Annotated in this window: 18 protein-coding genes and 3 tRNA genes; 16 read left to right on the forward strand and 5 right to left on the reverse strand. The window is 51.9% G+C overall.

Translation table 11 applies throughout. The features are described from left to right. Positions 1 to 7: 7 nt before the first annotated feature. The gene (gene dksA / locus FIT99_RS00585; protein WP_019880976.1) at positions 8 to 430 is read right to left on the reverse strand and encodes an RNA polymerase-binding protein DksA; all 423 of its coding nucleotides are present in this window, start codon (positions 428 to 430) and stop codon (positions 8 to 10) included. Between the two features lie 137 nt (positions 431 to 567). Beyond that, on the reverse strand, positions 568 to 1431 hold the full coding sequence (folD, locus tag FIT99_RS00590) for a bifunctional methylenetetrahydrofolate dehydrogenase/methenyltetrahydrofolate cyclohydrolase FolD (protein ID WP_140001962.1): 864 nt from the start codon (positions 1429 to 1431) through the stop codon (positions 568 to 570). Between the two features lie 82 nt (positions 1432 to 1513). Here folD and FIT99_RS00595 point away from each other — a divergent pair. The 13 genes from FIT99_RS00595 to FIT99_RS00655 all read left to right on the forward strand — a co-directional run bounded on the left by FIT99_RS00595 (position 1514) and on the right by FIT99_RS00655 (position 13364). After that, a tRNA-Pro gene (locus FIT99_RS00595) sits at positions 1514 to 1590 on the forward strand. Positions 1591 to 1629: 39 nt separating this feature from the next. Then, a tRNA-Arg gene (locus FIT99_RS00600) sits at positions 1630 to 1706 on the forward strand. Between the two features lie 15 nt (positions 1707 to 1721). Continuing rightward, positions 1722 to 1797: transfer RNA gene (locus tag FIT99_RS00605), tRNA-His, on the forward strand. Positions 1798 to 1939: 142 nt separating this feature from the next. Further along, entirely contained in the window at positions 1940 to 2917 is a 978-nt protein-coding gene (locus FIT99_RS00610; protein WP_140001964.1) for a GGDEF domain-containing protein, read from the forward strand. Positions 2918 to 3119: 202 nt separating this feature from the next. Further along, entirely contained in the window at positions 3120 to 4928 is a 1809-nt protein-coding gene (locus FIT99_RS00615; protein WP_140001966.1) for a type II secretion system protein GspD, read from the forward strand. Continuing rightward, a complete protein-coding gene (locus tag FIT99_RS00620) occupies positions 4925 to 5635 on the forward strand; it encodes a hypothetical protein (protein WP_223261226.1) in 711 nt (236 codons plus the stop codon). The genes FIT99_RS00615 and FIT99_RS00620 overlap by 4 nt, the downstream gene beginning before the upstream one ends. Next, positions 5635 to 7344 (forward strand): GspE/PulE family protein, encoded by a 1710-nt coding sequence (locus FIT99_RS00625; protein WP_140001968.1) that lies wholly within the window; start codon positions 5635 to 5637, stop codon positions 7342 to 7344. Before FIT99_RS00620 ends, FIT99_RS00625 begins: the two co-directional genes overlap by 1 nt. Then, positions 7341 to 8540, forward strand: a complete 1200-nt coding sequence (locus tag FIT99_RS00630; protein ID WP_140001969.1) for a type II secretion system F family protein — start codon at positions 7341 to 7343, stop codon at positions 8538 to 8540. Before FIT99_RS00625 ends, FIT99_RS00630 begins: the two co-directional genes overlap by 4 nt. A 2-nt stretch (positions 8541 to 8542) precedes the next feature. Beyond that, the gene (locus FIT99_RS00635; protein ID WP_140001971.1) at positions 8543 to 10060 is read left to right on the forward strand and encodes a hypothetical protein; all 1518 of its coding nucleotides are present in this window, start codon (positions 8543 to 8545) and stop codon (positions 10058 to 10060) included. Further along, complete coding sequence (locus tag FIT99_RS00640) at positions 10057 to 10656, forward strand: hypothetical protein (RefSeq protein ID WP_140001973.1); 600 nt, start codon at positions 10057 to 10059, stop codon at positions 10654 to 10656. Before FIT99_RS00635 ends, FIT99_RS00640 begins: the two co-directional genes overlap by 4 nt. After that, entirely contained in the window at positions 10653 to 11873 is a 1221-nt protein-coding gene (locus FIT99_RS00645) for a hypothetical protein (RefSeq protein WP_223261227.1), read from the forward strand. Before FIT99_RS00640 ends, FIT99_RS00645 begins: the two co-directional genes overlap by 4 nt. Before the next feature lie 2 nt (positions 11874 to 11875). Continuing rightward, positions 11876 to 12601 (forward strand): prepilin-type N-terminal cleavage/methylation domain-containing protein, encoded by a 726-nt coding sequence (locus tag FIT99_RS00650; RefSeq protein ID WP_140001975.1) that lies wholly within the window; start codon positions 11876 to 11878, stop codon positions 12599 to 12601. A 16-nt stretch (positions 12602 to 12617) separates the two neighbouring features. Next, positions 12618 to 13364: a HesA/MoeB/ThiF family protein gene (locus FIT99_RS00655; protein WP_140001977.1), complete on the forward strand. Its 747-nt coding sequence runs from the start codon at positions 12618 to 12620 to the stop codon at positions 13362 to 13364. On the opposite strand, the gene FIT99_RS00660 is transcribed toward FIT99_RS00655, so the two are convergent. Continuing rightward, the gene (locus FIT99_RS00660; RefSeq protein WP_140001979.1) at positions 13361 to 13564 is read right to left on the reverse strand and encodes a (2Fe-2S)-binding protein; all 204 of its coding nucleotides are present in this window, start codon (positions 13562 to 13564) and stop codon (positions 13361 to 13363) included. The two genes, FIT99_RS00655 and FIT99_RS00660, sit on opposite strands and share 4 nt — an antisense overlap. Positions 13565 to 13693: 129 nt before the next feature. On the opposite strand from FIT99_RS00660, the gene FIT99_RS00665 reads away from it, so the two are divergent. After that, positions 13694 to 14725: a zinc ribbon domain-containing protein gene (locus FIT99_RS00665; RefSeq protein ID WP_140001981.1), complete on the forward strand. Its 1032-nt coding sequence runs from the start codon at positions 13694 to 13696 to the stop codon at positions 14723 to 14725. A 27-nt stretch (positions 14726 to 14752) separates the two neighbouring features. Here FIT99_RS00665 and FIT99_RS00670 read toward each other — a convergent pair whose 3' ends face one another. Both FIT99_RS00670 and FIT99_RS00675 read right to left on the reverse strand, forming a co-directional pair. Beyond that, on the reverse strand, positions 14753 to 17650 hold the full coding sequence (locus tag FIT99_RS00670; RefSeq protein ID WP_140001983.1) for a valine--tRNA ligase: 2898 nt from the start codon (positions 17648 to 17650) through the stop codon (positions 14753 to 14755). Between the two features lie 63 nt (positions 17651 to 17713). Continuing rightward, complete coding sequence (locus tag FIT99_RS00675) at positions 17714 to 18928, reverse strand: FAD-binding domain-containing protein (RefSeq protein WP_140001985.1); 1215 nt, start codon at positions 18926 to 18928, stop codon at positions 17714 to 17716. A 64-nt stretch (positions 18929 to 18992) separates the two neighbouring features. On the opposite strand from FIT99_RS00675, the gene FIT99_RS00680 reads away from it, so the two are divergent. Both FIT99_RS00680 and FIT99_RS00685 read left to right on the forward strand, forming a co-directional pair. Then, the gene (locus FIT99_RS00680; protein WP_140001987.1) at positions 18993 to 19460 is read left to right on the forward strand and encodes an NfeD family protein; all 468 of its coding nucleotides are present in this window, start codon (positions 18993 to 18995) and stop codon (positions 19458 to 19460) included. After that, positions 19460 to 20305, forward strand: a complete 846-nt coding sequence (locus FIT99_RS00685) for an SPFH domain-containing protein (RefSeq protein WP_140001989.1) — start codon at positions 19460 to 19462, stop codon at positions 20303 to 20305. The genes FIT99_RS00680 and FIT99_RS00685 overlap by 1 nt, the downstream gene beginning before the upstream one ends. The last annotated feature ends 75 nt before the right edge of the window (positions 20306 to 20380 follow it).

The raw sequence follows: 20380 nt of genomic DNA on the forward strand, positions 1-20380 counted from the left end.
TTTAGTCTTATTTGGCGACTTGCTTTTCGCGCATTTCATCTAGCGTTTTGCAATCGATACACAAGGTCGCCGTTGGGCGAGCTTCTAAGCGCTTGAGACCGATCTCAATGCCACAGCCTTCGCAGTAGCCGTAATCACCGCTATCGATATTACGCAAAGTTTCATCGATTTTCTTGATTAGTTTACGTTCGCGGTCGCGGTTGCGTAGCTCAAGGGCCATGTCAGATTCTTGGCTGGCACGATCATTAGGGTCCGCAAAACTGGTCACCTCGTCCTGCATGGTGTGCACCGTGCGGTCAATGTCATGACTCAGTTCCGATTTCCAGTCATTCAGAATTTTACGGAAATGATCCTGTTGTTTTTTATTCATGTATTCCTCACCAGCTGCCGGCTGGTAAGGGGTGAAGGATTTGTTAACGGTATCTGCCATGATGGGTCCAAAGAACGAAACTACTGAATAGTCATTGCCAAAAAAGGCGCCTGTACTGCATGAGGTCTATCAACAATCGCGCGAGTTTACACCAGTTTTACGGGCATGCAAAGACTCTTTGCGCGCTTTTAAAACGCTCAAGATGCCGCCTGCTCCCGGTGTTCCAGTGCTTTTAATGTATTTTCCATCAGTGTGGCGACAGTCATCGGCCCTACGCCCCCGGGCACAGGCGTGATATGACTTGCGCGCTGACTAGCAACCTCAAAATCGACATCACCGGTAATCTTGCCATCCGGCAAGCGATTGATGCCGATGTCGACCACAATGGCGCCGGGCTTGATCCATTCCCCTTGAATGAGGCCCGCCTTGCCCGCTGCTGCCACCACCAAATCCGCCCTGCCTATGTGAGCAGCTAAATCTTTGGTGTGACGATGGCAACTGGTCACCGTACATCCAGCCAGTAATAACTCTAGGCCCATAGGGCGGCCAACATGATTAGACACGCCCACCACGACTGCATCGAGCCCTTTGAGCGACAATCCGCTGGCTTGCAGCATTTTGATCACGCCATAGGGCGTGCACGAGCGTAATAAAGGCTGGCGCACGGCTAAGCGACCAATATTGTAAGGATGAAAGCCATCCACATCTTTGCTTGGGTCAATCAACGCCAAAATGTCTGACTCATCAATGTGATGGGGTAGCGGCGATTGCACCAGAATGCCATCCGTCTCATCGTCGGCATTCAGGCGATTGATTAATGTAATCAGCTCTGCCTGTGAAGTCGTCGCTGGCAAATTGTAAGCCACTGAGGTGATGCCCGTTTTTTCACAGGCAAGACGCTTGTTGCGGACATAAATCGCAGAAGCAGGGTCATCCCCTATCAATATGACCGCGAGGCAAGGCGCACGTTTTCCTGTCTGTAAACGTTGTTCTACCTGGGTTTTGATGCTTTCTAAAAGTTGACTGGCAATTTGTTTACCATCAATAATGTGAGCGCGCATGAGCAAAATTTTTGTCGTGAAAAGATAATTTTATCACATCGAGATTGACACAAATTCAGAAAATCGGTTATATTTCCGTCTTCGGCGTGTAGCGTAGTCTGGTAGCGCGCCTGCTTTGGGAGCAGGATGTCGGGAGTTCGAATCTCTCCACGCCGACCAGTTTTCTTGGAATGCCTGATCGTCTTGTAACTACTTTATCTGCTCGTAGCTCAACTGGATAGAGCACCAGCCTTCTAAGCTGGGGGTTACAGGTTCGATTCCTGTCGGGCAGGCCAAAATCTTTCCCAGTGGTGGCTATAGCTCAGTTGGTAGAGCCCCGGATTGTGATTCCGGTTGTCGTGGGTTCGAGTCCCATTAGCCACCCCATTGACCTCAACATCCTGTGTCACCTCAAATTTAATCGCTAAAAGCAGCGCTGTTTAACGATAAGCTATTTGCATTCGCTTGATAAAGTGATCAAAAAATCTTTGTCTCGCTTATGACCGCTAACTTGAATTTAAAAAAATGGATGCAAAGCTTGATTGATCTCATGCAAATTAGAGATAGTCTGGCTTTGGACCCTGCTTTGCTCGCGTTGATGCAGCATTGGCTAAGTATGTTTGCGGCAAAAACGCAAGCCACCAGAATGCAGGTCTTATCCAAGCGGCAATTGGTGTCTGTGATGCATGCACAGGCTTCAAGCACGGATCCCACCTTTGAGTCTTGGCCACCAGAAGTGTATTCAATCCTGTTGGATTACTTTCATCAAACAAATCCGCAGCATGCTTGTTTTGAGACCAACTTTGGTAAATTACATGTCTTTCCACTGCGGCAGAGTATTTCTCACAAAAATGCGATCTTGCTGATCCAGCACGATGATTTGTCGAGTGCGGCGGTCGAGCTGGTGGAGCAGTGTTTGCAGATGTTTTATCATTATGCGAGCCTGATTATTGAAAACGAGCGGGATGCGCTCACCGGTCTGCTTAACCGTAAAACATTTGATCAGTGCGTCAGCAAAATTCTACTCAATGATTACAAACCCGAATATCGCTTCCCGCTACATCATTATCTGGTCATTTTTGATATCGATTTTTTTAAGCGTATCAATGATACCTATGGGCATTTGATCGGTGATGAAGTGTTGTTGCTTCTCTCACGCTTAATGCAGGCCAGTTTTCGCGATGGCGATTTGCTGTTTCGTTTTGGCGGTGAAGAGTTTGTCGGCGTGTTTTCTTGCGCCGATGAGCAAGGGATTGTCCAACTGCTAGACCGGTTTAAAGACACGCTTGCTGCCTATGTGTTTCCGCAAGTAGGGCAAGTCACCATCAGTATTGGCTGCGCAAAAATGGCGCTCAATGTCTTACCCAATACCGTGCTTGAGCATGCAGATGAAGCGCTGTATTTCGCCAAAGAGCATGGCAGAAATCAAATTTGCTACTACGAAAAATTGCTCGCACAGGGCCTGCTAAAAGACAGCATTGTCACTGGCGAAATTGAATTGTTCTAGGGTTACCACTACCTTCTCTAGCCCTTCGCTAGGGTTTTATTGATCCGCGGCGTGGATTTCAAGGGCGAGCCTTCTCTCATCACAGCATTGACATATTTTTAACAAACGTTAATATGAGTTAAAAATAACGCTATTTTTGTGACGGGGGAAGTCGATGCGTTTCGCGCTTATCCTGCTGTGCTGTTGTTGGCTTAGTGCATGTATGCGGCCAAGGCTGGACGCCCCCAGCCATGCGGCGCTACACCTGCCAGCGCATCCCGTCACAAAAACTTCTCCTCAAGAAACCTACCCAGAAGTCGACTTCACCGATATTGAAGCCCCGCGCGCGTTGAAAGCGCCATTAAAATCAGCCACGCCAACCTTGCTCATTAATTTGGTCGTGCAGGAGGCGCCTGTTCAGGAGGTGTTACTTGCCATCGCACGGGAAAGTGGGCTCAACATCGATATTCATCCCGGTTTACGCGGCAAAGTGACACTGCATGCGCTGCAGCAATCCGTGCCCTCTATTTTGGCGCGCCTGTCTCGGCAGGTGGATATGTATTACGAGTGGTCGAATGGGGTGTGGTTGATTACCCCAGATACGCCAGTTATTCGTAGTTACAAGTTGAATTACGTGAATATCAGTCGGGATACGACGGGCTACATTGGGGTCGCCAGTGAAATCAACAGCACTGGCCGCGCGGCAACCGGTGGCGGGAATAGTGGCGGCGCCCAATTGGCCACCCTATTAAGTGGTAACAGTAATAGCTCAAGGACGGCCGTCACATCCCAAGCACGTTTTCACTTGTGGGAAAGCGTGATTGAGAATATTCAGGCCTTACTCGACGATACCGACAAAGCGACAACAGCACGCGATGAGGTGTTAGAGAGTCACGCATTGGCGCCAGAGACTGCTGCGGGTGCGAATGATGCTGCCAGCCCAGTGGTTGCTGAAAAGGTGAAGCAGGCACAGGTGCGCTGGCGAGCCTCGCGTTTGATTGCAAATCCTGAAACCGGCATTGTGACGATTCGTACTTCGCAAAGTCAGCAAGCACAGGTGCGCGCCTACTTAGAGTCGGTGATGCAAGTCGCGGCTAGGCAGGTGTTGATCGAAGCCACCATAGTAGAGGTGGAGCTCAGTAAAAGCTTTCAGATGGGGATCGATTGGAGTCGATTGTCCGCCTCAGCAGAACAGCGTGGTTGGCAGTTCGCACAATCTCTGGGCAATGATGCAGCCCAGTTCAACCGCAAGTCCGGCAGTTGGGAGAGTAATAATAGTAAGAATGCGCTCGGACAAAACAATGGCAACGTTGCGCTGATGTTGGGCTACTTTAACCCGTTCAGTCGACTTGGCAATCTGAGCGCAAGTGTGACTCTGCTGGAGCAGTTTGGTAAAACGCGGGTGTTATCCAGTCCCAAATTAATGGTACTCAATAACCAGACAGCGATTTTAAAGGTGGTTGATAACTTAGTTTATTTCACCATTCAGTCGCAAATTTCTCAAGGCAGTAGTGTTGGCGGCGGCAATTTACAAGCGGTGACTACCACGGCAAATACCGTGCCGGTGGGGTTGGTGATGGCGGTGACTGCGCAAATTAACAGCCATCAGCGGGTGAATCTCAACGTGCGGCCTACCGTCTCAAAAGTGCTGCGGTATATCGAGGACCCCAACCCGCAATTGGGCACTGGGAGCAACCGCATCGTCAGTAGTATTCCAGAAATACAAGTCCGTGAAATGGAGTCAGTACTAAATATTGCGACCGGGCATATTGCGGTACTAGGTGGGCTCATGCAGGAGGATCAGCGGGAATTTACCGATCGAATTCCAGGCGTATCGAGGCTGCCCATACTGGGCCAAGCCTTTGTCGGCAAGAATCAGGCAGCCAAAAAAACCGAGTTGATTGTGTTTTTAAGGCCGACCGTCATTGGGCGCGCCGATGTGAATGCGGGGGACTTGCAATCCTTTCAGCCGTTGCTGCCAGAAGCGTTACCCGCGGATGCCTTCGAGCTCAACTTGGGAGAGCCCTTATGAGATGGATGCGATCACTGATCAATGCCTTACGTAAGCACCCCTCCGCGACAAATAGTCCATTCCGACATGCCTTGGTGCATTCCGCAATCAAGCGGATTGAGCTGGGGCTGACGTATTTGTTGTGGGGATGCGTGCTATGTATGCTTGGATTGATCTGGCAGCAAGGCGTTCGTTTGCTGTATCGAGGGGAGGAAGTCTTGCTGCGGCGGCCGCCGAAAAGTATGAAACAAGCTGGGCCCCGCTTTTCGCCTATCAAACTTGTAAAACAGCCGCATTCACATCATCCGAGTGCGTTGCCTAGCCTATTTCGTATTGAAAAAGACAAGACCGCTGTAGAAAAGCCGTTGACCGAGTATCACACGGTATCGGCACCCCCAGCGCAAGCCTCGCAACAATCCTTATCCCCTCCTTTGAGCATGTCACTACACATTCAACAAGTACCGCAACTGCAAGCGCATTTAAAAACGCAGTTAAATCAAGCCAAGCAGCAGCTGCAGTCGGGACGCTTGGCGATGGCCCGACAGTCTTTTGAACAGGTGTTGCGGCAAGACCCGCATCAGGTCATCGCATTGGCGGGCATGTTGGTGATCACCAGTCAGCGTGGCGAGATTCAACAGCGTGCAGAGTATCTGGCCAGATTGCGGCAGGAAATTCCAGACTTCGTGCCAGAAGATGATCTTTTTTTAATGCAGCTCGAGGAGGACTAATGTTGGACGCCACAAACCACATGCGTCTTGGTGAGTGGATGTTGGCAAAAGGCATGATTACGGCAGACCAATTGGAGATTGCCTTAATTGAGCAAGCCAGGCATCAGCTACTCTTGGGCCAGCAGTTGGTCAGACTACATTTTGTGACGGATGCCATGATCAGAGATGTGCTGGCGCAGCATCATGCGCAGGAAAGTATTGATTTGCAGCAGGCCATTGCTGATCCTGAAGCGTTGGCCATGGTGCCTGAGGTTTTCGCCAGGCAGCATCGGCTATTACCGCTCGATTTGTCGGCAAATAAGGAAGTGATGCGCGTTGCGATGACCGGGCAACACAATATGCTGGTGCTGGATACCCTCAGGCATTTATTGGGCGGCACGATACATCTGAAGCCAGTGTTGGCAACAGAGGCGCATCTGGAGCAGGCGTTGGATCAGTTTTACGGACACAGTTTGTCCTTAGACAGTCTGTTGCAAGAAATCGAACGCGAAAGCACGTCAACGGCCGTTATCTCCACACCACAGGCGACTCGGCCGGTGATCCGACTGGTAGACACCCTCTTGATAGACGCGGTCAAGCAAGGGGCGTCTGATGTGCATTTTGAGCCGGAGCAAGCGTTTTTAAGGATACGCTATCGGATTGATGGCGTGTTGTGGCAGATCCGCTGTTTGCATGTGCGTTATTGGCCCGCCATGTGTGTCCGGCTCAAAATTTTGGCTGGGTTGGATATCGCCGAGCAACGGATGTCGCAAGACGGACGAGTCAATTTGTTTTTGTGTGGCCGTCAGATCGACTTTAGGGTGTCAAGCCACCCGACCCTACATGGCGAAAACATCGTGTTGCGGGTGCTGGATCGTGATCAGGCAATTATTTCACTTGAGGAAATGCCATTGCCTGCCCCACAGCTGCAATGCGTCAAGGCGATGCTTGAAAAGCCAGAGGGACTGTTGATATTAACTGGGCCGACAGGTAGCGGAAAAACAACTACGCTGTACTCGATGCTTAACTACCTCAACCACGAGCACGTAAATATCATGACCTTGGAGGACCCAGTTGAGTATCCGCATGCGTTAATGCGCCAAACCTCGGTGAATGCCTCAAACAAAGTGGATTTTATCAGTGGAATCCGCGCAATCTTACGCCAAGATCCCGACATTATTCTGATTGGTGAGGTGCGTGATGAGCCCACCGCTGCCATGGCTGTGCGCGCGGCGATGACCGGCCATCTCGTGATGACGACTTTGCATACAAATACTGCTGCTGCGGCTTTTTCAAGGCTGCAAGATTTTGGGATTAGTCCACACATGATGGCCGGCTGTCTGGTGGGCGTTGTTGCGCAGCGCTTACTGCGGCGCTTGTGTCGGCACTGCAAACGACCAGCGAATGTCGATGATGCAATGGCGCGCTTGATGCAGCCTTTGCCCGAACATCTCAGTTTGTTTGAGCCGCAAGGCTGCGAGCATTGCCGCATGAGTGGGTATCAAGGCCGATTAGTGATTATGGAGGTGTTAGCCATGCATCCCGATCTAGAGCCTATGCTGATCCCGCCAATTTCTTTGCAGCGTATACAGCAGCGAGCGCGCCAGTATGGCTTTACTACCTTAGCGGAGGAGGGCTTGCGTAAGGTATTCACCGGAGAAACAAGTTTGGCAGAATTGCGCCGGGTGGTGGATTTAAGCGGGTTACATGCCGGGTGGAATCATCCATGACTTGCTACCGATACACCGCAATTGACCAATATGGCCGCCGCCAACGCGGGCGGCTTGATATGCCGGATGAGCAGGCTTTGATCGCCCACCTACACCAACAAGGCTGTGAGCTACTGAGCGTGAAGTTGGGGCAAGCGCGCGTCGTGCGACAACAGTCAGTGAGTACGCAGTTGCTTATTTTGTTTTGCGTGCAAATGGAGCAACTCCTGCAGGCGGGCGTCCCTTTATTGCAATCGGTGGCCGAGCTTGTTCAGCAGCATGAGCATCGGGGTATGGTCGCCGCCTTACGCACAATCAAGCATGATTTAGAAGCTGGGAAATTACTGTCACAGGCTTTTCAGGCCCAGCCTAAGGTGTTTCCACCACTGTTTGCGCAATTGATTGAGGCTGGAGAGCGCACCGGACAACTGCCAGATATTTTCGGACATTTGGCACAGACCTTAACCTGGCAGGCGGCGCTGGTGGCGCAACTGCGGCGTGGGCTGACTTATCCTGCGGTTTTGACAGTCATGGTCTCGCTCGCGGCTTATGTGATGTTGACTTATCTTGTCCCACAAATGGTCAGTTTTTTGCAGAGTCTGGGGCAAGTGCTGCCGTTGTCGACACGGCTGTTACTCGGCCTTTCTGACGCCATGATCGTGTACGGTCATTGGCTGTTACTGGGTCTGGCCTTGACGCTCGGGGCGGGCCTGCTGGCGATGCATCGCTCTCCCACATTTGCATTTTTTATCGATCAGCGATTATTAAAGTTACCCATCATTGGCCAGTTATTGCATCAACTGGTGCTAGCCAGACTTTGCCGTTTTCTCGGATTGATGCACCAGACGGGGATTCCTTTATTACAGGCGCTGGAGTGGTGTCTGCCTTTATTGCAGCAACGGGTGATGATGCGAGCTTTGTCAGACATCCATCAGCGCGTGCAGGCGGGTGAAACGCTTGCCGCAAGTTTTAAAGCGACGCATCAATTTCCGTCGCTGATGATATGCATGTTAAATGTCGGCGAAAGTACTGGGGCACTAGATCGGATGTTGTTCCAGTTGGCTACCATATACGATCGTGAAGTGCAGTCACAACTGCAAACACTTTTGCGGTTGCTAGAACCCGCCTTAACCATCACGTTGGGACTGTTGTTGCTGTTTTTAATGGTGGCGGTGATATTGCCGGTTTATGACAGTTTTTCTAACTTGCATTACTAGTGATGGCGCGCCAACTGTTTATTGTCCTGATGAGCCCCAACGGTTGGCGGATCTTGCATTTTGACGGCGCGAACTGTCTGGCCTTGCGCACGTTTGATCGCAGCGAGGAAGCTCGAAGCGCTGTGCATGCATGGTGGCAACGCTACCCGCAGGCGCAGGTGTCCTTTCTAAGCAACCTTCCCGATGAACAGTATCATGTTGAAGTGCTGCCTGATGTGCCCGGGTTTGCCGGACAACCGTTGTTGAAAAGAAAATTGGCTGCTTGGCCATTTTCCAACGGTCTGCATGCCGCTTGCAAACTAGATTGTGTACAAGCCCAGCGTCGCGAAAGCCGATTTTTGTTCACGGCGCTGCCGGATCCGCGATTGTTTGAGTGGATTCTCCAGTTGCAGGCACGCAGCGTTCGAATTCAAGGGGTCTATACGCATGCGCTCGCCATGTTGTATTGCCTACCGCAAGCGACGCAGCGGTATCGGCATACGCTCTGTCTGGACTTTGAACAACAACAGCTTCGGGTGAGCTACCTGCAGCAGCAGCGACTATTTTTTAGCCGTTTGCTGCCACTGCCAGAAGACAGCTTTGCAACGCCAGCCGCCTGTGCGGCGCATGTTTTACAAGCACTGCATCAAATACGTATGACTCTGTTCCATCAGCAGTGGGTAGACGATCAAGAGGATATGCAACTGGTGTGTTTTGGACAATGGCCTGCAATCTGGCAAAAATTGAAACAAACACTGACCGAGGGCTATGTCTGGGTGATTGTTTCTGACGCCGATATCGCGCAGACATCCACCGTTCAGCCAATGCCCCAGGGAGTCACTGGGCTTGAGTGGGCCACCATACAATGGTTATTGCAGCGCAAGCCGCTGCCTAATTTGCTAACAGAGGCGATGTTGTTGCCTGAAAGCATTCGGCGCCTCAAGCGAACGATCCATTGGACTGGCGCTGTGATGGCAAGCATGATGTTCATTGCCGCCGGCATGGATTGGCAAATCACGCAAAACACGCACCGGCAGCTTCAATCCGTGAAGCGGCAACAGGCGCTGTGGCAGTCTGCGACGATATATCCGATCCCGTCGACAGCGTTACCGCAGTTACGTGCGGTGACACAGGCCGTTCGAGCGTTGACGGTTGCGGCTCGCTGGCCAGATCGCGCCTTAACTATGATGCAGCATGCCATGATGGGCCAGTCTGATTGGCAAATAACAGCATTAGAGTGGCAGGTGTCTGCGCAGGCTGGGCAAGACCAATTGAATATGCCCAAAGCATCCGCCTACAAAGAAACCTTGATTGTGACTTATGCGGCTTTAGGGCCATCCGCCCAACGGGCAGATGCTTGGCAACAATTACTGGTTCGCTTGCGGAATCTGCCTGACATTGCGCAGCTCGAAGTGCTCACCTCTTCAGCAAGCGCCTCAGGTGAGATGCGCGCGGGCAACACCAGCGACATGCGATTGCCATCGCAACAACCCGTCATCAAGCTGTATTTGCGTGCGATCGATCCGGTTGGTGATGGATGACAGTCGGCGATTATTTGCGCACTTTGCAGGGCATATTCGTCCTCTGGCTGAGTGTGCTCATCGTGATGGCGCTGGCCTTGTTGTTCCAGATCGTCCATCAATCTTCGGCGGAGCAGGCATTAGGCCAAGCGCAACAGGCTTTGCATCAACGGCAACAACAGGCGTCAGATCTGGCAAGCCACCAGTCGGAGATCGATTTTTATGTTGCAAACCGTGCGCGGTGGCAAGCGCTTGGTATGCTAGAAGCACCGCATTTCGATCATTGGGATGCAACGCTTGCTGCTATTCAGCAGCAGTCCGCTTTGCCCGATGTTGCATATCAAATGCAGCCTCCGAGGCTGTGTTCAGCAACGACTTGTCAAAAGTATTGGCCAGCCGAGACGCCTCCAGCATTGCATTTCACCGTCACCGCTATCCAACTCGATTGGCTGCTTACCCATGAGTCAGCTGTCAGCGACTGGTTAGCGCAACTGCAGGCAAAATTTGGCGAGCGCTTGTTTGTGCGGCATTGTAGCTGGTCATTGGCATCAGACAATCAAGCCATTGCGGCCCAATGTGATGTTGATCTGTTTAATCTTCCCGGGGAGCATCCATGAGTGTGTTGACCAACGGGGCCTCTGTTCAGATGGGGACGGTTAAGCGCCTGAAACAAGCGGGCTTTGTGGTATGGCTGTTGTTGCTGTTGTCTGGCATCGGCCAATGGATGGTGTTCAGCCATCTCGCCAAATATCCAGCAAACCAACTCGCACGACAAAAAACCGATGCCTCACTTGCGTTGGCGCAGCAGGCGCTGTTGGCTTATGCCTACCAACCACTGCAATCAACCACTTGTGAACTGAATTGCCCACGCCCCGGAGACTTGCCTTGCCCTGACCGAAATAACGATGGTATTGCGGAAGGTTCGTGTAGCAATACCGCTCGCCTAGGTCGGCTACCTTGGAAAACCTTAGGTGTTGGCGATGTGCGTGACGGCAGTGGTGAACGATTGTGGTACGCCGTCTCTGAGCGATATAAAAATAATCCGCGCATCTTGCCTTTAAATTTGGATACAGCTGGTACCTGGAGCGTGGCGTCGGCGGCGGCGTTGCGATGGGATGCGACGCAAGGGAGTGGGGTGGTTGCGGTGCTGATTGCACCCATGCAGCCTTTGGTGCGCGCGGATGGCTGGGTACAGCAACGGCAGGATGCTACCGCAAACATCAGTAAACACTACCTTGACCAACATGCGTCTTGGGACAATGCCAATCCTCAGGAGGGCACTGTGTTTGGTTTTGTGATGGCATCCCTGCGCCCTTATTTTAACGATGTGGTGTGGCCCATCACGGCTAGTCAAATACATCAGACGATGCAAAAACACGTTTTGTCCGAGCTTAGTCGAACTTTGCGCTGTACCACATTGCCGTGCAATCCTTACCCGCGGCCCGCCGCAGTGGATGACGTCAGTTGCTTAAGTCATCTTGCTTTATTGCCGGGGCTGTGTCTTTCTGTGGCGAGCGATGTTGGTCGCTTGCCACTAGATACCAATGCGCACTGGGCTTGGGCGGCACAACACGCGCTCGATGGCAGCGCACTGCATCATTGGTTTCAGCAGAATGGTTGGCGAGAGCAGGTGTTTTATCAGCGCTCACCATCGAGGGTGACGCTGGTGGTGGCGGGGGAGCGGTTAGCTGGGCAGGCCCGTGAATTGGCTTCCGATAAAACACGTCTGAACACTTATCTTGAAGCCACCACCTTGCTTACTTTGCATGTAGCAGATGCCACCGCACTTAACCACCCCAGTAATGATCTTCTGCAGACGGTGGAGGGGCGATGAGCATGCTGGTGAAGATGCATTCATCGGTGAGGACGTCCGCGGTAGCAGATGGATTTAGTTTGCTCGAGATGGCGCTGGTGCTGGTCGTATTGAGTTTGATGATGGGTTGGTTAATCACGCCATTGCGCGCGCAACTTAGTCTACAAAAGTATCAACTAACGGAGCAAAGACTCTTCAGCACGCAACAGGCATTGTTTGGTTTCGCCATCATCCATCATTATCTGCCTTGCCCAGACACCGATCAGCCGCCTGATGGTTGGGAAAACGTGCTGGCAAACCAGCGCTGCGCCGCCGTCGAAGGCGTACTACCTTGGCGGCAATTGGAGGTCTTGGCAACTGATGCTTGGGGGCGGTTTTTTCGCTATCGTGCAGACAGTACTTTCACCGATCACGCACAATGGTTTTCGATTGCAGCGGCTGAGAACGCCAGCAACATAGAGGTCATTGGCGATGATGGTGCGCTGACGAGCAACCCTAGTCGCCCGGTGGCGATTATCCTTTCGCATGGCGAAAACGGACTAGGTGGCATACAATCCGTGTCTGGTGGCCAAGCATACGTCATGGCTGCGCCCACAGCGCCTGACGAGCTAGAAAACGCGGATGGCGATCTCATTTTTGTCGATCAAGCGCAGCAGCAGACGGCGGCTGGCGCATTTGATGACCGATTGTTGATGCTATCTGCAAAAGTGCTGATGCAGCAGATGGTGCAAGCGCAACGATTGCCATAATCAACGGATTAAATGGATGCAAGACGACTTATTATTACGTTACAGCAGGCATATGATGTTGCCGCAAATTGAATATGCCGGGCAAGAAAAGCTCACGCAAAGTCATGCACTCATCATCGGTGCAGGCGGCTTAGGGGCGCCGGTGGCGATGTATCTGGCGGCGGCGGGTGTGGGTCAACTCACTATTTGTGACTTTGATCAGGTGGATTTAAGTAATCTGCAACGCCAAATTATTCATACCACGGCCGCGATAGGCGAAAACAAGGCCGTTTCTGCACAGGCGACCATTGCAAGGCTCAATCCTGAGGTCAAAGTCAATATCGAAACCACTCGCCTCAGTGCAGAAGCGCTCGCCGCGTGTGTTGCGTCAGCAGATGTCGTCATCGACTGCTCGGATAATTTCGCCACACGTTATCTGCTGAATCAATGTTGTTTTACTCACAAAAAACCATTGGTTTCTGGTGCCGCCATTCGTTTTGAAGGCCAATTGAGCGTGTTTGATTTTCGGCACGCGGAGAGCCCCTGTTACCACTGTTTATATCCTGATGTGGGGGATGATCAGGCGCTGCGTTGTGCCGATAACGGTGTGTTTGCGCCCTTGGTTGGCATGATAGGTACCGCGCAGGCGGGGGAGGCGATTAAGATTTTGCTTGAGATTGGTCACACCATGCAGGGCAGGCTGTTATTGCTGGATGCACTCAGTGCAGAGTGGCGTACGATTCACCTTAAAAAAGACCCGCAATGCAAGGTGTGCGCTGCTTAAGACTTCTCAGGCTGTGCCGCCATCAAGGTATTCACTAATTCTGTAATATCCCACTCGCAACCGCCACAACCCGTGAGTGCACCCGAGTAGCGAGAAATCGCATCCACCCCCTTGCCTTGGCTTACAAGCTCAATAATCATGCCACGCGTAGTGCCGCTGCAACTACACATGACCTCTTTGGGATTGTCTTCTTCTAACATCGATAGGTGACCTCTAAAACTGCATTCTAACGGCGGATGAGATAAATGTGTCTGACATCCTTGCCAAGCAGATGGTTGCTAGTCAGATTAAAGCCCGCTAGCATTGATCCAAATTCTTTGGGGGGATGTATGAATAAAGGCATTCGTTTATCAGAAAAGTGGTTTAACCGCGCCCTATGGGCTGTGGCTTTTATGTTTGCCTGGTTTTTAACCGGCTTAGCTAAAAGCATGCTTGGCGATCTGCCGCAGGTTGAAACCCAATACAGCATCGAACACTTTGTGAACCACGTGAACATTGATCCCTTGCGGTCAGCCTTGAAAGCCATTACGCCGCAACAGCAGCAACTGGGCGATCAACTAGAACAGGCCGGTTTGCAGCGCACGATTCGGCAAAAAGATTATCAGGCGATGCGTAGCACTTTTGATCATTGGGTCACGACGCGCGATGCCACCCAGTTGTCGACGCAAGACGATGACTTAATCAAGCGTACCCAGCAATTGGAGGTGCTCAAAGGACGAGCGCGCCAAGCGGAGAAAGTCGTCGAGCAGTTACAACAAAAACAAACGGATTTGATGCAGCATGAAGCGCAGTTGCGGCGGCAGATAGACAGCCAAGAAGAGGGCGCGCGTATCAAGTTGCAAGACGCTCAGCAACAACAAGCGACCCGTGTTTTTGTATACCGCTTGTTAATCACATTGCCTTTGTTGGCGGTGGCTGCTTGGCTATTTGCTAAAAAACGCCAGTCGCAGTATTGGCCTTTTGTCTGGGGGTTTATTATGTTTGCCCTCATGGCTTTTTTTGTTGAGTTAGTGCCTTATTTGCCAGATTATGGCGGCTATGTGCGCTATTTGGTCGGCATCGTGCTCACAGCGGTCGGCGGAAAATATGCCATCGCCGCGTTGCAAACCTACTTGGCAAAGCAAAAAATGGCGGAGTCGCAGCCAGAATTTCAACGTCGTGAGGCCTTGGGCTATGATACGGCCATGGCAAAGTTAGGCAAAAGCATTTGCCCCGGGTGCGAGCGCCAAGTAGATGTTAAAAGTGAGCAACACGACTTTTGCATGCACTGCGGCATTTGTTTACACAATTATTGCACTGGTTGCCATGCCAGAAAAAATGCATTTGCGAAATTTTGCCACCAATGTGGCACCGTCGCCTAAACTGGCGACGGTTGGGCGTTCACCCAGTTATTTTAATTTGGCTAACTGTGTTTGCAGTTTGTCCAAATTGGCACTGAACTCAGCTAAACGTGCTTGTTCTTGCTCGACTACAGCCGCTGGGGCGCGCGCGACAAAGCTTTCGTTGCCTAGTTTGGCATTGGCTTTGCCAATTTCTCCTTCTAGGCGGGCGATTTCTTTCCCCAAGCGCTCTTTTTCAGCGGCGATATCAATCTCCACTTTGAGCATCAGCTTAAAGTCTGCGGCCAGCATAACCGGTGCATCCGCTTCCGGCAGTTCAGCCACGATATCGACGTTTTCTAGCTTGGCTAGCGACTTAAGGTACGGCGCAAAGGCTGCTAACTGTTCGGCATCGCCCGCCGCAATCAGCGGCACTCTGGCGGCCGGGGAAATACTCATCTCGCCACGCAAACTGCGGCAAGCTTCTACCGCTGTTTTAAGGGTAGCCACCCACGCCTCGGCTTGCTCGTCGATTTTTTCCAAATCGGCTTTGGGGTAAGCTTGCAGCATAATGCTTTCGGTGCCGCGCGACGGGTCTTTTAACGCGGTCATTGGGGCAATCGTTTGCCAGATTTCCTCAGTAATAAATGGAATAATCGGGTGTGCCAAGCGTAATATCGTCTCGAGCACCCTGAGTAAGGTGCGGCGGGTTGCGCGTTGCTCTGCGGCACTGCCCCCTTGTATTTGTACCTTGGCGATTTCAAGATACCAGTCGCAATACTGGTCCCATACAAACTCATAAATAGCCTTGGCCGCTAGATCAAAGCGGTAATCGTTAAAGGCACGCTCCACCTCGGCTTCGGTGCGTTGCAGCAGGCTGACAATCCAGCGATCTGCCTGACTGAATTTGCGACCACCGTCTTCACAACTTTCTGCGCCAAAGCCATTGTCTTGGCCTTCGGTATTCATCAGCACAAAGCGTGTGGCGTTCCAAAGTTTGTTACAGAAATTGCGGTAGCCTTCGCAGCGTTGCAAGTCGAACTTGATGTCGCGGCCGGGCGAAGCAAGGCTGGCAAAGGTAAAGCGGAGTGCATCCGTGCCGTAAGCCGCAATCCCTTCAGGGAATTCTTTGCGCGTACGCTTTTCAATTTTTTCGGCGTCTTTCGGGTTCATCAGCCCCGTCGTGCGTTTTGCAATTAAAGCATCTAGATCAATGCCGTCAATCAAATCAATCGGGTCAAGCACATTGCCCTTCGATTTTGACATTTTCTGACCCTCTGCATCGCGAATGAGCCCATGCACGTAGACATGCTTAAACGGAATTTTGCCGGTGATGTGTTTGGTCATCATGACCATACGCGCCACCCAGAAGAAAATGATGTCAAAGCCTGTCACCAACACAGAAGAGGGCAAAAACTGTTGCAGTGCCTGGTTTTGCGCGTCTATGGCTTCGTCACCGGTCCAATCTAGCGTGGAGAAAGGCCAGAGTGCGGATGAGTACCAAGTGTCTAGTACGTCATCATCACGTTTTAAGTGGCCGGTGTAACCCTCTTTTGCAGCCATTTGTTTGGCTTCGGATTCATCATGCGCCACAAACACTTCGCCATTGTCGCCATACCAAGCAGGGATTTGATGTCCCCACCACAGTTGGCGAGAGATGCACCAATCTTGAATATTATTCAGCCATTGGTTGTAGGTGTTCACCCAGTTTTCTGGATAAAACTTGATCTCGCCATTGGCAACCACGTCCAAAGCTTTTTCAGTGATGCTCTTGCCGTCGGCGGCCGGTTTGCTCATGGCCACAAACCACTGGTCGGTGAGCATCGGCTCAATCACGACATTGGTACGGTCACCGCGCGGCACTTTTAGTTTATGTTTTTCGACCTTGACCAGCAAACCACTCGCTTCAAGGTCGGCCACCACTTGTTTGCGGGCGGCAAAGCGTTCAAGCCCCACCAAGTGTGAAGGTAATTCGATGGCGGCTTTGCTGCGACCATCGGCAGCAATCACCTCGGCGCTCGCGGGGATAAAGCCTTGTAAGTTTAATATGACAATCTTGTCAAGGCCCTGACGTTGCCCAACCATATTGTCATTAAAGTCATGCGCAGGCGTCACTTTCACCACGCCTGTACCAAATTCTTTATCAACGTAATCATCCGCAATAATCGGAATTTCACGGCCACACAGCGGAAGAATGACTTTTTTTCCTATTAAGTGTTTGTAGCGCTCGTCTTCTGGATTCACCATCACTGCGACGTCGCCCAACATCGTTTCCGGGCGGGTTGTTGCCACGGTTAATGCACCCGAGCCATCCGCCAAGGGATAGTTGATGTGCCACATTGCACCATCTTCTTCCTCTTGCACAACTTCTAAATCTGACACGGCGGTGCCTAGTTTTACATCCCAATTCACCAACCGTTTACCACGGTAAATCAGGCCTTCGTGATACAGGCGTACAAAGGTTTCGGTGACGACTTTGTTGAGGCCCGCATCCATGGTGAAGCGCTCGCGACTCCAGTCAGGAGAGGTGCCTAAGCGACGCATCTGTTGGGTGATGGTGCCGCCGGAGTACGCTTTCCATTCCCAAACTTTTTCGAGAAATTTTTCACGGCCCAAGTCGTGGCGACTCACGCCTTGCGCGTCCAACTGGCGCTCTACCACAATCTGAGTGGCGATGCCCGCGTGGTCAGTACCCGGTTGCCACAAGGTATTGTCGCCACGCATGCGATGGTAGCGAGTCAGCGCATCCATGATGGTCTGGTTAAATCCGTGACCCATGTGCAGCGTGCCAGTGACGTTGGGTGGCGGCAGCAAAATGCAGAAATTTTCTTGCACTTGTGGGTTCATGCCAGCGGCATAAAATCCTTTGCCTTCCCAAAAGGCATACCACTGACTTTCAATGGTTTTTGGGTCAAAAGATTTGGCGAGTTCGCGGGATGGTTGGGCGTTTGTGTGAGAAGTATTCATGCGCGGGATTTTACCACAGGCAGGCAGCGCCGCAGTGCCTGCGCCATTGCTAGTTTGCGCAATCTAGCCCATCAGCATGGGCTCAACCACTTTCCAATAGCGACTAAAACGCATCAGCTGATGGTCGCTGAGGGGGACATCTGTCAGGCGCGGCGCCTCTCGCCACTCGACATTGAGGCCCGCCACCGCTTTTTTCAACACTTGCTGCGGCGTGTTTTGCGTCAAAATGCGGCCTTGTACCTGTTGCTGTAATACCTGTCTGGTCTCGCCCAGCCAAACCGCAACCTGTGGCATCTCAGCCAAACAGTCGGCCATGAATTGCAGGCGCTTGAGGGGCCAGTGCTGATACAGTGCCGGGTCAAACACAAATACTGCGGGCAGATTGAGCGCCAGCAACGGTTGTGCGGGCGATAACATTTCGTCATGCACCCATATTAGGCTGGCAAGTCCTTTTGGGGGGATTTCAGAGGATTGCAGGCCGTGTGATACAGCGGTGTCCACAGGTGCGACCTCGGTGAATAGTTTTAGCTGAAGCTGCTCATAGCTTTGGTCAAAAGGGCACTTCACCGTGCATTGCTGGCACCAAGACTCCCCACCAAATTTCACTATGTTTTCTTTGTTAAAGTAATAGGGTTTGCTACTAAAGCTGGAGGCAATCCATTGCCATGACAGGTGATTAGAAGCGATGTCGCCATCGAGTAACTGGCTTTCAAACCAGTCTGCCGCCTGACGCCAATCGATTTTTAGCCAGTGCAATAGGTAAGCGGCGAACCACATGCGCGCATGGTTATGCACATAGCCTTTTTGTTGCAAGGCGCGCACGATTTCATCCATGCATACCAACCCAGTAAAACCTTGTGGAATAAATGCGGGGAGCGCTTTATTGCCAAGCACGACTTTTGACGACTCCATCGGCTGCATGATGGCCTCGCCAAACCGGTACCAGGCCTGTTGAAAGTAATCGCGATAGCTGAGCTCGGTGACTAACTTGACGGCTTTTTGACCAAACCGCGCTTTCACGTCCGCAACCGCTTCAGGCAACGAAAGGCAACCATGGCGTAAATAGGGCGATAGCTGACTGACCGCGCCCTCTAAATGATTACGTGTGCGTGCGTAAGCCTCGGCATCCACCGCGACTAAGCGCGCCAGCGCCTCCGTGCGGCCTCCATGCCATTCAGGACCAAGATCCGGCCCTTCTGCGTGTGAAAAATAGGCGCGGACCTGCGCTAAGCGGGTCTCGCGGTCGGTGGCGAAAGTGAGGAGGGCAGGCGGACTCATAACACACTATTTTGCCACAACTAGTGATACCATGATTTGGAATTTGGTTGGGGGGGATAGTTAAATGACGACATTATGGTGGTGGTGTGGGCTAGGCCTCGTGCTACTGTGCGTCGAAATGCTCATCGGCTCGCTATATTTTCTGTGGCTGGGCATCGCAGCCTTGGTCATGGCTGTGCTATGTGCAATCTTCAACGACATGCCGCTGGCCTTGCAAGCGGTGAACTACGCAGTCCTCGCGGCGGTGGCGCTTGCGGTGATGCGCAAGTGGGAGAAGCATCAACCGGACCACCGTGTGGGGCAGGCCCAGGGCGAAGAAATCGGCCGTGAAGGGATTGTTTTTGTAGCCATTACGCCACAACAGCCCGGTAAAATACGTTTTAGTCCGGGCGTGTTGGGTAGCCGTGAATGGGTGGCCTACGCCAACATCCATATCGCCGAGAAACAAGTCGCTAAAGTGGTCGCTGTGGAGGGTAACGCGCTACGCGTTGCGCCTGCATCGACCTCAATCATTGAATCAAGGGAGTTGTGATGACCGAAGTCAGTATTATTGTAATCATATTAGTGATCATCGCCATCGTAAAAGGCGTGCGTATTGTGCCGCAGGGCGAGGAGTGGGTAGTTGAGCGTCTCGGCAAATTCGCTGGCATTTTGGCCCCTGGGCTGCATGTGATCAACCCAGTGTTGAGCACGGTGAGCTACAAAGTCACCACCAAAGATATTATTTTAGACGTGCCCGAGCAAGAGGTGATTACCCGCGACAACGCAGTGATTTTGGCGAATGCGGTGGCATTTATTAAGGTCAGTAACATTGAGCGCGCAGTCTACGGGATTGAAAACTTTCGCGAGGCAATGCGCAATATGGTGCAGACCAGCTTGCGCTCAATTATTGGCGGCATGGATTTAAACCAAGCACTGACATCACGTGACCGCATCAAAGCCGAGTTGAAAGAAGCCATCGCTGACGAAGCGCTGGATTGGGGATTGACGGTCAAAAGTGTCGAGATTCAGGATATCAAGCCGTCTGCTAATATGCAGGACGCGATGGAGCGCCAAGCCGCAGCTGAGCGAGAGCGTGTGGCGGTGGTGACTGAGGCCGAAGGCGCTAAACAGTCATTGATTTTAAATGCCGAAGCGCGCCTAGAAGCGGCGCGTAAAGATGCTGAGGCACAAATGGTGGGTGCCAGGGCGTCTGCTGAGGCGATTAAAATGATTACCGAGGCTGTCAAAGAAAATAACGCCTCGGCGACCTTCTTGCTGGGGGATCGCTATATTCAATCCCTGCAAAAAATGGCTGACTCGCATAACAGCAAAATTGTGGTCATGCCCGGCGATGTGATCAGTGCAGTGAAAAGTCTGGTCGGTGGCGGTAAATAAGCGACGCCACGGCTGATCTAAAGCCTCTCGGTCAGTGGCGCGGGCCATCGTGTGCGCGCAACTGGCATATTTCCT

It is taken from the genome of Methylophilus medardicus, assembly GCF_006363955.1.
Lineage (GTDB): Bacteria > Pseudomonadota > Gammaproteobacteria > Burkholderiales > Methylophilaceae > Methylophilus > Methylophilus medardensis.

Coding starts and splice junctions, on each gene's coding strand:
- dksA (WP_019880976.1), bottom strand. CDS start 430: ATGGCAGATACCGTTAACAAATCCTTCACCCCTTACCAGCCGGCAGCT.
- folD (WP_140001962.1), bottom strand. CDS start 1,431: ATGCGCGCTCACATTATTGATGGTAAACAAATTGCCAGTCAACTTTTA.
- FIT99_RS00610 (WP_140001964.1), top strand. CDS start 1,940: ATGCAAAGCTTGATTGATCTCATGCAAATTAGAGATAGTCTGGCTTTG.
- FIT99_RS00615 (WP_140001966.1), top strand. CDS start 3,120: ATGCGGCCAAGGCTGGACGCCCCCAGCCATGCGGCGCTACACCTGCCA.
- FIT99_RS00620 (WP_223261226.1), top strand. CDS start 4,925: ATGAGATGGATGCGATCACTGATCAATGCCTTACGTAAGCACCCCTCC.
- FIT99_RS00625 (WP_140001968.1), top strand. CDS start 5,635: ATGTTGGACGCCACAAACCACATGCGTCTTGGTGAGTGGATGTTGGCA.
- FIT99_RS00630 (WP_140001969.1), top strand. CDS start 7,341: ATGACTTGCTACCGATACACCGCAATTGACCAATATGGCCGCCGCCAA.
- FIT99_RS00635 (WP_140001971.1), top strand. CDS start 8,543: ATGGCGCGCCAACTGTTTATTGTCCTGATGAGCCCCAACGGTTGGCGG.
- FIT99_RS00640 (WP_140001973.1), top strand. CDS start 10,057: ATGACAGTCGGCGATTATTTGCGCACTTTGCAGGGCATATTCGTCCTC.
- FIT99_RS00645 (WP_223261227.1), top strand. CDS start 10,653: ATGAGTGTGTTGACCAACGGGGCCTCTGTTCAGATGGGGACGGTTAAG.
- FIT99_RS00650 (WP_140001975.1), top strand. CDS start 11,876: ATGCTGGTGAAGATGCATTCATCGGTGAGGACGTCCGCGGTAGCAGAT.
- FIT99_RS00655 (WP_140001977.1), top strand. CDS start 12,618: ATGCAAGACGACTTATTATTACGTTACAGCAGGCATATGATGTTGCCG.
- FIT99_RS00660 (WP_140001979.1), bottom strand. CDS start 13,564: ATGTTAGAAGAAGACAATCCCAAAGAGGTCATGTGTAGTTGCAGCGGC.
- FIT99_RS00665 (WP_140001981.1), top strand. CDS start 13,694: ATGAATAAAGGCATTCGTTTATCAGAAAAGTGGTTTAACCGCGCCCTA.
- FIT99_RS00670 (WP_140001983.1), bottom strand. CDS start 17,650: ATGAATACTTCTCACACAAACGCCCAACCATCCCGCGAACTCGCCAAA.
- FIT99_RS00675 (WP_140001985.1), bottom strand. CDS start 18,928: ATGAGTCCGCCTGCCCTCCTCACTTTCGCCACCGACCGCGAGACCCGC.
- FIT99_RS00680 (WP_140001987.1), top strand. CDS start 18,993: ATGACGACATTATGGTGGTGGTGTGGGCTAGGCCTCGTGCTACTGTGC.
- FIT99_RS00685 (WP_140001989.1), top strand. CDS start 19,460: ATGACCGAAGTCAGTATTATTGTAATCATATTAGTGATCATCGCCATC.